This is a genomic window from uncultured Thomasclavelia sp., assembly GCF_944324745.1.
In the GTDB taxonomy this organism is placed as follows: domain Bacteria; phylum Bacillota_I; class Bacilli_A; order Erysipelotrichales; family Coprobacillaceae; genus Thomasclavelia.
In genome coordinates, this window is sequence record NZ_CALUXO010000074.1 from 39,757 (window position 1) to 54,882 (window position 15,126).

A 15,126-nucleotide genomic window follows, 5' to 3' on the forward strand; every position below is an offset into this window, starting at 1 on the left:
TATGACCTGATTGATACTAAACTTTTTCTGTCGCCAGGATAACAATTACTGCACCAAAGATTGATAAAATAACCCCAACCAATAATACTTGATTTACACTAATTACATCTAATAAAACACCGCCAATTAAGTTAGCAAAGACACCAGAAACTGTCATCGATGTGGTAACAAATGATTGTCCTTTAGTAATATCTGACTTGTCAACTTTACAATTAACATAATGTACAGAAGCCGGTATAAACAATGCAAATGCTCCCATTTGGAAAATTTGAGCAATATAAATCATAATCATGTCACTGGCAAAATAAGTTATTGCGTGTTTTACTAAAAACATAGCAATTGATATTTTAATCAAAGTGCCACAGTTTACTTTTTTAACTAACTGATTGAAATATGCCATAGTTGGTAATTCCAGCATTGCTGCTAAAAAGACAGCATTTCCCATATCACTACTATTACCACCAACATTAGTAATTATTTGAATAAAGAAATTATTGATGATAGTATGAGCAAAATAAACAAAGACAAATCCAAATAATAATAACAGGAATTTTTTATATTTTTTGGCAAAACCTAATAAACTAGTATTTTCTTCAACCAATGTTTCTTCTGTTTCTTCCTCAACTTTGGCTTCAATTGATTGCGCTCCTTTTGGTAAAACAAAAGTATAAACAACAATAAATAACAAAACATTAAAAATAACATAACATAATGGCAATAAATCTGGATTGAACCATTCAACAACATAACCTAATGCAATTGAAGTTACTGCATAAGCAACTGATCCTAATCCTCTAGCAGCCCCAAAGTTAATATTGATATTATATTTTTCAAAAATGAAAGCTAAAGTATTAACTAAAGGCTGTATCGTTGTTTCCAGTGTAAAAATTGAAACAATTAGAATAAAGATAATAGTTTGATTGGCCGGTAAAATCAACAAAGCAACTGATAAAACAATTGCGATAGCTACAATCGTGGTAATAATTTTACGAATCTCAATATTTTTGTGATTATCAGCAAATGTAGCTAATGCTGGTTGCAAAAATACTGCTAAGATACTACAAAGAGATAAAATAATTCCAATTGTTGAATTAGAAAACCCTTTGTAGAGCAAATAAACTGATGCATATCCCATCATCGCAGCAAAGGCTGCAAAATAAAATACCTGGCTGGCAATGTACTTAATGTTTAAACTTCTTGAACTATTCATAAATCTCTACCTCTTTTTAAACGCTTACATTATCTATACTATATCATAATTGTAACCGACTAGAAAAATTTTTCAAATATAGAAATAAAAATAAAATATTTAATGTAAAAAATTTATCAAATTTAATTATTCTTCATTTTCATTAAATAGTACCACTAGAGTATCACCTTAACATAACTTGAATTGAATTATTTTTATAATCGAATCAGTTGACAAATCACCTGTTTCCAATTATGATTTAATTAAAGTTAGCGTACGCTAACTACATAGGAGGAAAAGACAATGAAACTAGTATTAGTACGTCATGGAGAAAGTGAGTGGAATAAATTAAATCTATTTACAGGCTGGAGCGATGTCGATTTAAGCAAAGATGGCCATGAAGAAGCTAAACAGGCAGGAATCATTTTAAAACAGGAAGGTTATGATTTTGATGTATGTTATACCTCATATTTAAAAAGAGCTATCCATACCTTAGACCATATTTTAACAGAAATGGATCGCTGTTATTTGCCCGTACATAAAAACTGGCTACTAAACGAACGCCATTATGGAGCATTGCAGGGGTTAAATAAATCAGAAACTGCCGAAAAATATGGTGAACGGCAAGTAAAGATCTGGCGCCGTTCTTTTGATGTTTTACCACCAGCTCTAGATGAAAACGACCAGCTTAATCCTAAGAATTTACCAATGTATCAAAATATTGATCCTAGTAGATTACCTAATTGTGAAAGCTTAGAAACTACAATTGACCGCGTAATTCCCTATTTTAATGATGTCATCAAAAAAGATATGGAAGCTAATAAACAAGTATTAATTGTAGCTCATGGTAACTCCCTTCGAGCTTTAGTTAAATATTTTGAACAATTATCTAATGAAGAAATAATTGAAGTTAATATTCCAACGGGAATCCCCTTAGTTTATGAATTTGATAATAATTTTAATCTAATTGATCACTATTATTTAGGTGATGCTGCTATGTTGCAAGCTAAAATGGAAACCGTCGCTAATCAAGGAAAAAAGAAGGGATGATTTATGATTTTAAGTTTATTATTTTTAACTGTTATTATTATCAGTGTTTTGACAATAAAATCAAAATTTAAAAAAATTGTTTATAAACACTGCCATCAAAACTAAAACACCTCTATTATGATATCCCCTTTTAAACATCAGAGTTGCTCTGATGTTTTTATTTCATTGTCTAAATGGCAAGTATATTTTTGTGGCATTTAGGTTAAACTGATTATAGGTGAACTATATGTATTATCAAAATCTTCATGAAATGATCAATGAAAGCATGTCCTCACGTCAATATTTTCTTAATCTGCCAGTTAACACCCAAGTGAAATTACATCAATACAATTCTTGCATCCATACTTTATTTCAGCTGCATTATTTCGTTGAACATATTGATTTGTTATAACAGATAACCAAAACAACTTAAAAATTAAAAGAAGATACAAAACTAGTATCTTCTTTATCTATAGGCAAATATTTAGCTAAACCTAAAAAATATAACTAAAAATTAGTAATCTAAGACATAAATAAACTATAAAACGTTAAGTTAATCTGTACTCAAGCTATTTTCAATCTAATTAATTACCGTGGATTTTTACCAATATAAATTAATTTTACTTTTATTCCAGTATTAATTGAAATCGATGATTTAGCATCTAAGAACAAATTACGATATCCACGACATAATTCATCATTTACATCTAAATATATCTTTTTGCTGACATTATTAGCATAATATTCAAAATAGCCACTTCCAGCAATCACCTGGATATCATACCAGCCACTAGGATAATTGATTTCATCAAAATACATTCCAGCCATTAAAGTCAATTCTTGTTTGGCTTTAACTAAGTCATTAGCAGGTTTTGGTTTTACTTTTTGTAATTCATTCTTTTTCTTTGGTAACGGACCATTTAATAAAGATTCTAACAAATCACCAATCAGATCTTCTTCATCTTCTTCCTCTTCAATTTTATCAATCTGATCATTATGATTAATATTTTTTTCTAATTCATTTAGTTGATGACAATACTCAATAATTCCACGAGCCCAGCCCTCACCTTTGTTTTTACAAACAGCTAATTCGTCATCATCATTAGGGAAAATTCCAATCATATATCTTTTTTCATTATAATGGCGATCACGAATTAATAAATAAACAGCATCTAATTCAATTTTGATATCATTATCATTACCATTTAATAATGACATTAAATATATCATTTCATCCCTTTCTAAATTGATTCCATGACCATAGTTACCACCAGCTTTGATCGTTACTGCATCATATGATTCAACAATACATAATACATCACTAATATCACTATATAAGTAACTATCCTGGTTAATAATGATATTTTTTTGATTATATAATACATTAAATTCTTTATATCCAATTTGACTTAATAAATTATTTACTTTCTCCATCATATAATCACTCCTTTGTTTTATTATACTTAAATTGTAAGTCAATAATGTAAACACAATATTAATTATACTATCATCCAAGTAAAAATTCAGCAAATAATAAATCATGATCGGAAAAAGATGATTTTTTTACTGCCCGATCAATTAACTTAAACTCACTGGAATAATAAATATTATCAGGAGAGCCAAAACTTCCATAAGTCATCAAAGCCTCATCATCATTAACACTTGCCATGATATCAGTTTTCCAGCGTTCATTATATCCATAAAAATAATTAAAATCCCCAGCTAAAATAACTGGACGTTTAAAATCAATATTTTTTTCAATAAAATCTAATTGACTGGCATGATAACTATCATAAGCAACATGAGTATTATAAATATCAATTTCCTGCATACCATATTTAACCGTTGTCTTAGTTAAAACTCGGGGCTCATGAAAAAGACTATTTGGCATTAATTTAGAAGAAACTGCTGTAATAGGATACTTACTTAAAATTCCTATTCCATAATAACCATTTATAATCCACATCGTTGAATAAAAATGATAATATGTATACCCCGCTTTTGCAGCCAACTCACTTACCATATCATAATTTCCAGAACGCCAGGCATTTTGATCAACTTCTTGTAAACAGATAATATCTAAATTTAAGTCTTGAATATCGGTAACAAAATTATCAACCGCCTCATAACTATAATTTAAAGAATGAACATTATAAGTGCCAATTCGAAGATGATTATCGGTGTTTATCGTTTCATTGAAATCATCTATCTTAAAATCATATTCACTGGCATAAACGCTATAATAAAATCTTCCTGCCAAAGATACCGCTATTAAAATAACTACTAACGTAATGGTCATAACCACTTTCATCACCTTTTTCATCAAATCACCTGCCTGCAACTTAACCTAAAGTTAATATTAAGTATAAAACTTAAAGTCTAGTTTAAGTCAAGAAAAAATCCCAGATAATTATTATATCTAGGATTTATTAACATATTTTAAATAATCTTTATCTTTATCCTTTTTTCGAGGAATAAATCTTCTTAAAAATTTAAATGTGTTAGGAAATTTAATTGAAAAGAATCCAAAAACACTAAATACGATTGCCCCAATAAAATTGACAAACAAATCACCAATGGTATCAATCAACCCAATATCAATATAACCAGCTAATTGTTTCCCATTGACAATTACTTCAGTTATATTTTTAAAATCATACCGACCACCACCTAATAATCTGGCATTATTTAATGTTGTGATCAATGTATCTTTTTGAGTATTCATTCCAAAAAGATTATCCATACTAAATTCAAAAAATTCCCAGATAACACCAATTGTCATCGAAAAACAAAAAGCAATTAATGCCACAAAGAATGGTGATAACTCAAATTTTACACGATCACTTTTATTTAAAAGGTCAACTAAAGAAAAACCAATTCCAGCAACGATAAAACCATTAATCGTATGTAGCATAGTATCCCATTGTGGGAAAATTGAATAATAATTATTTACTTCCCCTAAAATTTCAGCTGAGAAAATAAATAAAAGAATAATTATTTCCAAAGTTGATGGCAATTCCACTTTAAAAGTAACTTGGAAAAAACTAGGCACTACTAACAGCAATAATGTCAATAAACAAGTAAATACATTTTCATAATTACCACGCCAAAATTGTAAAATAGCTGTAGCAATAACTAATAATCTTAGTGACATATAAACTATAAAAGATGCCCGGTGTTCATGGGTTTCCATCAACAATGCTTTTGACATTCTTCTTAATTTACTCATCCGTATCCTTCCTTATTTTATATATTTGCTTTTTATTATACCAAATTCAAAATAAATGAAAAGAATATATCTCAAATATTTAGATTTACCATATTTCAATAATTTCCAGTTATCCCAATTTATATAAAACTATATCAAATACTCATAAAAAAGGCAGTAACAACTGCCTAGAAAAATAAATGTTCAATCAATATTTTTGTTCCCATCAAAATTAAAATAATACCACCAGCAAGTTCGGCTTTATTTTTATATTTCTTACCAAAAACATTACCAACTTTTACCCCAATAATACAGATGATAAAAGTAATCACTCCAATTAAAGTAACTGAAGTTAATAAAGAAACTTCAAAAAAAGCAAAAGTAATTCCTACTGCCAAAGCATCGATACTTGTGGCAATCGCCAACATAAATAAATCACCAATTCTTAATTTACTGTCCTCTAATTCATCACTATCATCTTCAAAAGCTTCCTTGATCATACTAGCTCCAATGATACCTAATAAAATAAAAGCAATCCAATGATCAATTGCAGCAATTTTACTGGCAAATGTAGTACCCAAAAGATAACCTAATGCCGGCATCAATGCCTGAAATACCCCGAAAAATCCGGCAATGATAATCGCCTGGCGATAATTCATCTTCCGCATAGCCAAGCCTTTACAAATTGAAACTGCAAAAGCATCCATAGCCAGCCCGACTCCAATTAATGCAATTTCAATTAACGACATAAGCTAACTCCTTTACCAATATTCTTCATTTTTCCACTTTCCTTTCCTTCAAGTTTTTCCCATTGAAAAAGACCCGTATACAACAATATATTGTTATATCCGAGTCTTCTTTTTTACATCCAAAAAACTCAAATAGGGCAATATATTGTTCTATATGAGTCTCGTTATTTAAGACAAGCCAGATTATTTAATAATCAGTATGTTGACTTGACCCACTAAAAAAGTGCCAACTACTCCCTCAAGGGTTATTTTCAACGTACTTTCATTTTACCGAATATTTTTATAGACGTCAAGATATAGATGATTTGACTAATACTAATTTTTTCTGTTTTAGATCATCAAATTTAATATTAACTCTCTTTATTAATAGAGATAATTGCTTTTTTAGCCAGCACACTTTTTAAAATATACCAGATACTATATTTTTTTTGAAAAAACATAATCAATATTGCACTTATCAAAGGCAAAATAGTTAAAAAAACGGCTTTTTCAACCAAAATTCTAGTAAAATATACTCCTAAAAAAGCTCCAATTATAAATGAAACGATGATCAATAAATAATAACTGGTGTTTTTTAATAACTGGTAATCTTTTTTAAATAGTGCCTGAAATAAATATTCAGTTCCACTTCTTAAATTACCAGTGCACATTGTTGATGAAAATGGTCGTCCTAAAACTTTTCTAAAACTTTCGGCCTGCATCACACATAAAAATGATATGAATATATTTGCAATTATATTCGTGATATGATTAATTGGAATAAAGCCGACTATCATTATGATTACTATTTCTAATAAAATGATAATTTGCCGCCAATGAAACCTGGTATTATTTTTATTTCTAATATACATTGCCGCTAAGACTCCCAAAGAAAAAGCAACTATTGGAATGAAATATCTAATTGTCTGGATATAAGCTCCATTTGCAAGTGTCATTCCCAATCTTACGATATTACCAGTTTGAGCATTAGCAAAAACTTTATCTCGACAGCAATATGTATATGCATCTAAAAAACCGCCAACTAACGCTAATAAAATTGCCAATATAAATGACTCCGATTTCTGTTTTTCATCCATAAATATTCTCTCCTATCAAGATTCAATATATAACAGATTCTATTTACTGGCTATTGATTTCCCAATTTAAGAAATTTATGTCTTAAAAACAGCTTATTTAAACTTGATAATTGCATAATTTTTTAAATTATTCATGAATATTAGTATCAATGTATACATTTGTGTATGATGAACAAATCTAGCCCCAGTTATTTATAATTTTTGTCCCTATTATTTTCAAATAAAATTAATATAATAATGATGTACTAAAAATAAAACATTTAATCATAGATACTATCACACAGGAGGAGAGCAAACATGAACTTATCTTATCAATATTATTCTTTATCTAATAATCATGAAAATTGTCCAGCTTGGGTTGAAAGTGAAAGATATTTCAACTGTGAACATTTTTCAAAATTAATTCGTTTCTTTACTAGAAGATTCTAAAAAAAATATCCCCCTATAATAAAACGTACTATTTTGATCTATATCTTATTCAATAATTTGGATCAATTATAGTACGTTTTTTTTACTTTATCAAAAATCTTGTATTATTTCGTTATTTGTTAAATTTATCCTGTTAAAATGTTAAAATTATGTTATAATTTTTTATCATAGTTGACAATTTTTATCAACCTAGTAATATTATGAATAACTAATGATAAGGGTGATTAATATGGATATAAAAATATACGCCGGTACTGTAAACCAGTATTACACTGATGACTGGATCTTAAACGAAGATGATAAAGAATCTTTAAAAATCGTGAAAGTTACTTCAAAGATAGAAAACAACGACAACCACTACATTCAAGAAATGGTCGCTAACTGGGAAAAACAAATATTACAGAGTATTTCTAATATTAAAAACAAGAACTATCCCAGCTGGTCTGAAATTCGCTCTGATTATTTAACAGCTCGTTTTATCCAAGAAGCTTATAGCGCTCTAATAATGTATAGTGCATCATTGATTTATCATTTACCGTTTCCAGAAACCATCAAATCAGATACTAGTTTAGAAAATCATGATTTAGTTCAAATGGCACTTAATGATGAAAAATACAATTGGTCTTTATTTAACGGAACGACTTGCTGGTTACCAATTAATGAACAATTAACCTTTTATGGTCCTAATCCAACTGGTCAAACTATCGTTATCGCCACGACTGGAACTCTGTTAAATGAATTAAAGCATATTAATCATCTAGGATGGAATGGTAATGAAAGATCTATTATCAATTGGTATAAATTTGAAAAAAAACAAGATGAAAAAAGCTGCTTATATAATACAGAATTTTTAGCTAAACAAGCTTTTTCAATTTTATACCAAACTGTCGCATTTGCAAATAAAAACAATGTTCCTATTTTACTGAGTTATTAATCATCATAATTTACATTAAAAGGTATTAATTGATATCAATTAATACCTTTTATTAATGTTATTAATATTTTCTATTATTTTTCAAATTAATAAACAAAATTTTAATATTTTTTTGATATACTTTAATTGGTGGTTATGATGTTAGAATGTTATATAGTATCTGATAAATTTTTCGATTTAAAATCAATCAAAAATCTCTATCAACAATCATTCCCTAAAAATGAACTGAGTCCTTTTAAATTATTATTAAATCCTCAAGTTACAACATATGCATTCTATGATAAATCTGATTTTATTGGATTTATCAGCATCTTAGGTCATTTAGACATTATAAATATTATTTATTTTGCCATAGCCAATAATAAGCGAAGTCAAGGTTATGGTTCCCAAATCTTATCACAATTAAAACTAAAATTCCCAAAACGCAGAATTATTGTTGATATTGAAGCTGAAAACAAGCAAGCTGATAATAATTTACAGCGGCAGCAACGCAAACGATTTTATTTAAAAAATGGTTTCCATATAACTACGATAGCTTATCATTGGCGAGATGAAGATTATATTATTTTAATTGACGGTAATGACATTACTGCCAAAGAATTTGATGATTTTTGGAACTACTTTACCAAAAATTCATCATTACAATTTTAATTTAAAAATATAAATATTTATCAAAAAAGGAGGAGAGATACATTTAATGAATGAAAAATTAAAAGAAAAAATTCAAGAATCTCTAGCTAGTGTGGTCCCAATCACACTGATTGTCTTGTTTTTAAGTGTCACTTTAGTCCCGATGGAGATTGGTACCTTGGCATTGTTCATTACTGGAGCCGTCTTGTTGATTATTGGAATGAGCTTTTTCCAATTTGGTGCTGAAATTGCCATGACACCATTAGGACAAGGAATTGGGCGTCAATTAATGAAAACACATAAAATCATCCTAACGATCATTATCTGTTTTCTAGTAGGAACTATAATCACGATTTCTGAGCCAGATCTACAAGTTCTTGCCGCTCAAGTAGCTTCCATCCCCAATCAAGTAATTATTTGGAGCGTTGCTGTTGGTGTTGGGATTTTTATGATCGTTTCAATTATTAGAATTCTTTTTAAAATTAGCTTACCAAAACTATTAACAGCCTTATATTGTTTACTCTTTCTATTATCCTTTTTCACTCCTAGTGATTTTATAGCTGTAGCTTTTGATTCTGGTGGTGTAACTACAGGACCAATGACAGTACCATTTATAATGGCAATAGGAATTGGTTTTTCAGCAACTCGAAGCGATAAAGATGGAAATAATGACAGTTTCGGTTTAATTGCTTTATGCAGTATCGGACCAATTTTAATGATTCTGTTATTAAGTATTTTCTATAATCCAACGGAAGCTATTTACAGTGCAGTTGAAATAACACCAGTATTAATGAGCCAGGATGTTGCCCGTGAATTTATCATTGCTTTACCACAATATGCTAAAGAAGTAATGATAAGCATGCTACCAGTAATTGGCGTTTTCATCATTTTCCAACTTTTCACTAAAAGATATCACAAAAAACAATTAATGAAAATGATTGTTGGTTTTATCTATACCATTATTGGTTTAATCTTATTTTTAACCGGTGTTAATATTGGTTTTGCTCCAGTAGGAAATCTATTAGGAAGTTATTTGGCAACAACGAATGTTCGTTGGATTTTAATTCCAATTGGAATGATTATTGGTTATTATATTGTTAAAGCGGAACCAGCTGTAAAAGTTTTAAATGATCAAGTAGAAGAAATTACCTGTGGTATCATTTCTCATAAAATGATGAATATGTGTTTATCAATTGGGGTAGCTTTTGCCGTAGGCCTAGCCATGTTTCGAGTATTGACTGGCATTAATATCTATTGGATAATAATTCCTGGATATGCTATTTCATTGATTTTAAGTCATATCGTTCCATCGATTTTTGTCGGAGTTGCTTTTGACTCTGGTGGTGTTGCCAGTGGCCCAATGACTTCAACTTTCTTATTACCATTTGCCATGGGAGTTTGTATTGCAATTGGTGGTAATGTGGTTACTGATGCCTTTGGAGTAGTTGCTTTAGTTGCTTTAACCCCTTTAATTACTATTCAGGCGATGGGACTACTTTATGCAATTAAATCTAAACATGAAACAGAGCCAGCATCTTTGGAAACTATTGATGATGATATTACTGTTGAAGACTGGGAGGAAGAATAATCATGCAACATTGTAATCAAGGTCATATAAAACTAAAAATTGTGCTTCTAATTACTAAAACTGAAGACGAAGAAATAATAAATGATGCGATGCAAGAATTAAAAATACCGATTTTTTTCCATGCCCGCGGACAAGGAACAGCTACTTCTGAAATTCTAGATATTTGTGGTTTATCAGGAACTAATCGTTTAATAACTGCTGTAGTTATTCCAGAAATATTAATTAAAGAAACTATAAGTCATTTAAATAAATTACTAACTATGAATAAAAAAGGCCAGGGAATTGCTATTGTGACTCCAATCAGCGGCATTCAAAATTCTGTCATGGGCATCTATGATAATAATTTAGATAAAGGAGAAAAAATTGAAAAAATGAAAAAGAATTATGCTTATTCAATGATATTAGTTGCTACAAATTATGGTTATAGTGATGACGTTATCGATGCAGCAAGAGCCGTAGGAGCTAAAGGTGGAACTATTATCAAAGGACGTCGCCGTGGTCTTGAAGAAGCATTGCACTTTTTAGGCATCACTTTACAAGAAGAACAAGAATTTACAATGATCATTGTTCCTCGGGAGAAAAAATCAGAAACAATGATGGCAGTAAATCAGGCTTGTGGCTTAAAAACACCAGCTCATGGAATTGTTCTAAGTATACCGATTGAAGAAGCAATGGGAATTGAAGAATAAAAATAATGTTATTTAGAAACTGTAACTAAAGCAGTAATTTTAAAATTACTTAGAGGCGTTACAGTTTCTTTTTAATATACATTAAATTTATTTATTATTTCTAGAAATATACCAGTTATTATTCGAAAGTTCCATAAATGATAAAATTTCATTGAACGAAACAGGATAATAATTATTAGCATCTACCCCGATATCATATCTTCGAATATTTGTAGATTTACATTCTTGATTATAAGTTGTACCCATAGAATGAATATGACCATGAAGATGAATAGACCCTCGATGACTTTTATTCCATTCCAATAAAGGATAATGCATCAATATCACAGGAACTTTATTGATTGACAATTCTAAGTAATCATAAATACCTTCAAAGAGCTCAGGATCATAATGTTTGTCATGATTGCCTTTAATTAAGATTTTCTTACCGTTAAGCTGTTTAATTAAATCATTTGCATAATCTACTGGAATCCGATATGAAAGATCCCCTAAAATATAAACTGTATCATCAGGTTTAACAATAGAATTATAATTAAAAATTAATTTTTTATTCATTTCATCAACATCCAAAAATGGTCGATTTTGCATTTTAATTACCGCCTTATGTCCTAAATGTAAATCACTAGTAAAATAGATCATTTTATCCCTCCTGCTATTATTATTTCATTTATTCATTATATTTTTAAAATCTTGATTACAAGTATTAGTAATTTTTCTTAAGTTACAAAAAATAAAATTTCGATTCAAGTCATCTTTGCCATAAATAAATTAGGCATTAAACCATTTTGGGGATTAATTTAATATAAATTTATCTCTATTAATTTCAAATACCACTTCTAAATATCTTATTTTTTTAGGCCAGACTGTAAAAAATCCTTTGTACCTTTATTCATATTAAAAATTGGTAAGAACTCTACAACTATTTCACCATCTTCTAAATAAACTATTATTTTACTCAAAAAATCATCTTTTTCAAAAATATATTCACTATTTTTATCTAGATATCTATTATACTTTAGCACTACTTCTACAAAAGATAAAAAATTGGTATTTGCAGTGATTACTATATCTGGCATAATATTTAAACTACCTACTTATTGGTATAGGAAATTTATCTATTACAATCTTTTTTATCAATTTGATATTCTAATTAAATATTTTTTGATAAAATCAAAGTTATATAAAAGAATAATAGCAAGTAATCTGGATTTTTCGAGCCATATTCAATAGAGGCTAATAAATTCATCTGTACCGACTTTTTCCTAGAATCTTCTTTTAGATAGAGATCAATCTCCCCCTTTTTAAGTTTTTACAACAAAATGAAATCCATTGGTGATTATTTTCTTTTCCTAAATGTAATTTTTAATAATAACTTGAATCTGTTTATTTACATTCTTTAGATGAATTTTATTTAATAATTTATTTTTATAATAATTATATCATTCAAGATAAAAACAATCTATATTGTGAAAAATTGTAAAAAAACTTTATATTCAATATATTAGTTGCCTGTTTTTATTTTCTTAGATATTTTTATTCAACAATAATTAGATAGTAAATGCACTTTATTTATAAAACTAAAGAACTACGATGTCGTAGTTCTTTAGCTAAACTTATTTTTTAAATCTTCAATCATTTTCTTTTATTAAGCTGGTACATCTTTCTTTCTAAAGATACGAAGAAATGTTCTTTAGGACTTTGATCGAAACAAATTAAATAAAAAGATAGGACTAGTCCACCAATTACAGCTACTAGCATATCTGTTATTGTATCATGGACACCACTGGTCCAATGATTGATAGCATCATAGTTGAAAAAGACCAGTAAGGCATATTCATAAAATTCCCATAATAACGCTACCATCGAATTAACTGCATTTAAAAACAAAATCATCAAACCTTTTCGGTGATTATCTCTTAAATAATATTTATATATGAAATATATCAATTCACAAATGACAACACCACTGGCACAATGGGTAAACTTATCATAATACGGTATTGAATAACCACCTAGACAACTTCCTAATAAACTAGCAAAATAAACAAAAACCAGATTGATGATATGGAATTCTAAAGGAACTTTGATATGTAATATTTTCATAAGTGCCGGTAAAATAAACGGCGTCAAGCAAGCAACAAAAGTCATACCAAAATATTTTCCTTGCCAATTAACAAAAAAAGCATATATCAAAGTTGCAACATAAATTATTAAACAGCTATACCATATAATTTTTATTTTTCTCATAATGACACCTCTTTTTTATTGTATCATTATTTCATGATAATAGTTACTAAAGAAATTATTTTTGCTTAATTTTAAATCAAACAGCTGATTAAAACATTATCATTATAAAATGTGATCTTTTCATAACAGACTATCACATTTTTTTACTTTAAATGTTTTATCATATTATTAGATTTTTAAAAATATTTTTATTATCTAACAATCCTTTCCAAGAAATATCAATTTAAGCTCAACACTCAATAATGTAAGCTTAACTAAAAAAGCTTAAATTTTATTTGATTGACAATAATTTTTTATTCAATTATCATGAAATCGAGGAAGATCTTGCTCAAAAAATGAGGAGGAAAATTTTATGTATCATGGACACTTTAAAGGTACCCATTTTCAATCAGGGTATCTTTATGGAATCAAATTATTGAAAAATAATTTTAAAATCTCAAATCAGCCAACTTTTTCAATCAACCAATCAAAAAAGGAATTTGCACTCAAATGTTTGCCAATTTATCAGCACTTTTATCCGGAAATCATTGAAGAAATCAAAGGACTGGCAAATGGCCAGCAAATAGATTTTGAAGACATACTAACATTTTTATTAAGTATGTATTGTTTTGAATTTGAAAATAAATGTACCTGTATTGCCATTTCTAATCATGATAATATTATTCTTGGTCGTAATAGCGATTTTGTTAGTTCATTAAAAAAACTAACCATGAATTGCATTTATAAACTAGATAATACATATGCATTTACTGGTAATACTACGGCATTTATTCAAATGGAAGATGGTGTTAATGAATATGGTCTAGCTTGTGGTTTAACTTTTATTTATCCAGAAACTATCGCTCCGGGATTAAATGCTGGGATGTTAATACGTTATATTTTAGAAAAATGTCAAACAGTAACCCAAGCGATTAATTTTTTAAAAGAAGTACCCATTGCTTCAAATCAAATAATTACATTAGCCGACAGCAAAGGAAGAATTGTAGTTGTTGAATGTAATTGCCAAAATGTTTTAGTAATTGATTCATCTAATCATTATTTAGTAGCCACTAATCACTTTAATTTACCCAGTATGCAGCTTTATAATAATAACAATATTGATAATTTAGCATCTGATAAACGATATTTAAATGCCAATCAAGCTCTAGCAAATCATCAATTATCAAAAGAACTGATAAAAGATATTCTATCTGGAAAACATGGCTTTATGTGTCAATATAGTCGTAAAAGTGGTGTCGATACTATTTGGTCAGTAATATATGATTTAAAAAATAAACAAATCGAGCGAGTTGAAGGTAATCCGGGACGAAAAAAGTATTTAAATGATAACCGCTTTAAATTTTAAAATTAAATGGTCG

General features: G+C 28.6%; 16 protein-coding genes. 7 read left to right on the forward strand and 9 right to left on the reverse strand.

Features of this window, described 5'->3' with window-relative positions:
* Positions 1-16 precede the first annotated feature (16 nt).
* Positions 17-1,210 (reverse strand): MFS transporter, encoded by a 1,194-nt coding sequence (locus Q0K54_RS09860; RefSeq protein ID WP_294580751.1) that lies wholly within the window; start codon positions 1,208-1,210, stop codon positions 17-19.
* Positions 1,211-1,492: 282 nt separating this feature from the next.
* Here Q0K54_RS09860 and gpmA point away from each other — a divergent pair, with 282 nt between their 5' ends.
* Positions 1,493-2,239, forward strand: a complete 747-nt coding sequence (gene gpmA / locus Q0K54_RS09865) for a 2,3-diphosphoglycerate-dependent phosphoglycerate mutase (RefSeq protein WP_294580754.1) — start codon at positions 1,493-1,495, stop codon at positions 2,237-2,239.
* Between the two features lie 567 nt (positions 2,240-2,806).
* Here gpmA and Q0K54_RS09870 read toward each other — a convergent pair.
* From Q0K54_RS09870 to Q0K54_RS09890, 5 genes are all read right to left on the reverse strand, one after another.
* Complete coding sequence (locus Q0K54_RS09870; protein ID WP_294580756.1) at positions 2,807-3,655, reverse strand: hypothetical protein; 849 nt, start codon at positions 3,653-3,655, stop codon at positions 2,807-2,809.
* Between the two features lie 70 nt (positions 3,656-3,725).
* A complete protein-coding gene (locus tag Q0K54_RS09875; RefSeq protein WP_294580759.1) occupies positions 3,726-4,541 on the reverse strand; it encodes an endonuclease/exonuclease/phosphatase family protein in 816 nt (271 codons plus the stop codon).
* Positions 4,542-4,637: 96 nt separating this feature from the next.
* Positions 4,638-5,447: a hypothetical protein gene (locus tag Q0K54_RS09880; RefSeq protein WP_294580760.1), complete on the reverse strand. Its 810-nt coding sequence runs from the start codon at positions 5,445-5,447 to the stop codon at positions 4,638-4,640.
* Between the two features lie 167 nt (positions 5,448-5,614).
* A complete protein-coding gene (locus Q0K54_RS09885) occupies positions 5,615-6,175 on the reverse strand; it encodes a manganese efflux pump MntP family protein (protein ID WP_294580763.1) in 561 nt (186 codons plus the stop codon).
* 350 nt (positions 6,176-6,525) lie between these two features.
* Positions 6,526-7,251, reverse strand: coding sequence for a YoaK family protein (locus Q0K54_RS09890; protein WP_294580766.1), 726 nt, complete (start codon positions 7,249-7,251; stop codon positions 6,526-6,528).
* Positions 7,252-7,548: 297 nt separating this feature from the next.
* On the opposite strand from Q0K54_RS09890, the gene Q0K54_RS09895 reads away from it, so the two are divergent.
* The 5 genes from Q0K54_RS09895 (at position 7,549) to Q0K54_RS09915 (ending at position 11,521) form a co-directional block, all read left to right on the forward strand.
* Positions 7,549-7,680 (forward strand): hypothetical protein, encoded by a 132-nt coding sequence (locus Q0K54_RS09895; protein ID WP_294580768.1) that lies wholly within the window; start codon positions 7,549-7,551, stop codon positions 7,678-7,680.
* Between the two features lie 229 nt (positions 7,681-7,909).
* A complete protein-coding gene (locus Q0K54_RS09900) occupies positions 7,910-8,614 on the forward strand; it encodes a hypothetical protein (RefSeq protein ID WP_294580771.1) in 705 nt (234 codons plus the stop codon).
* Positions 8,615-8,752: 138 nt separating this feature from the next.
* The gene (locus tag Q0K54_RS09905) at positions 8,753-9,265 is read left to right on the forward strand and encodes a GNAT family N-acetyltransferase (protein ID WP_294580774.1); all 513 of its coding nucleotides are present in this window, start codon (positions 8,753-8,755) and stop codon (positions 9,263-9,265) included.
* A 46-nt stretch (positions 9,266-9,311) separates the two neighbouring features.
* On the forward strand, positions 9,312-10,832 hold the full coding sequence (locus tag Q0K54_RS09910; protein ID WP_294580777.1) for a DUF1538 domain-containing protein: 1,521 nt from the start codon (positions 9,312-9,314) through the stop codon (positions 10,830-10,832).
* Between the two features lie 2 nt (positions 10,833-10,834).
* The gene (locus Q0K54_RS09915; RefSeq protein ID WP_294580778.1) at positions 10,835-11,521 is read left to right on the forward strand and encodes a hypothetical protein; all 687 of its coding nucleotides are present in this window, start codon (positions 10,835-10,837) and stop codon (positions 11,519-11,521) included.
* A gap of 87 nt (positions 11,522-11,608) precedes the next feature.
* On the opposite strand, the gene Q0K54_RS09920 is transcribed toward Q0K54_RS09915, so the two are convergent.
* The 3 genes from Q0K54_RS09920 to Q0K54_RS09930 all read right to left on the reverse strand — a co-directional run bounded on the left by Q0K54_RS09920 (position 11,609) and on the right by Q0K54_RS09930 (position 13,768).
* Positions 11,609-12,160 carry a metallophosphoesterase gene (locus Q0K54_RS09920; protein ID WP_294580780.1) on the reverse strand — a complete coding sequence of 184 codons (552 nt, stop codon included), beginning with the start codon at positions 12,158-12,160 and terminating at the stop codon, positions 11,609-11,611.
* Positions 12,161-12,366: 206 nt separating this feature from the next.
* Positions 12,367-12,597, reverse strand: coding sequence for a hypothetical protein (locus Q0K54_RS09925; RefSeq protein WP_294580783.1), 231 nt, complete (start codon positions 12,595-12,597; stop codon positions 12,367-12,369).
* A gap of 556 nt (positions 12,598-13,153) precedes the next feature.
* Complete coding sequence (locus Q0K54_RS09930) at positions 13,154-13,768, reverse strand: hypothetical protein (RefSeq protein WP_294580785.1); 615 nt, start codon at positions 13,766-13,768, stop codon at positions 13,154-13,156.
* 352 nt (positions 13,769-14,120) lie between these two features.
* Between Q0K54_RS09930 and Q0K54_RS09935 the strand changes: the two genes are divergently transcribed.
* Positions 14,121-15,113 carry a C45 family autoproteolytic acyltransferase/hydolase gene (locus tag Q0K54_RS09935; protein ID WP_294580788.1) on the forward strand — a complete coding sequence of 331 codons (993 nt, stop codon included), beginning with the start codon at positions 14,121-14,123 and terminating at the stop codon, positions 15,111-15,113.
* Positions 15,114-15,126 lie beyond the last annotated feature (13 nt).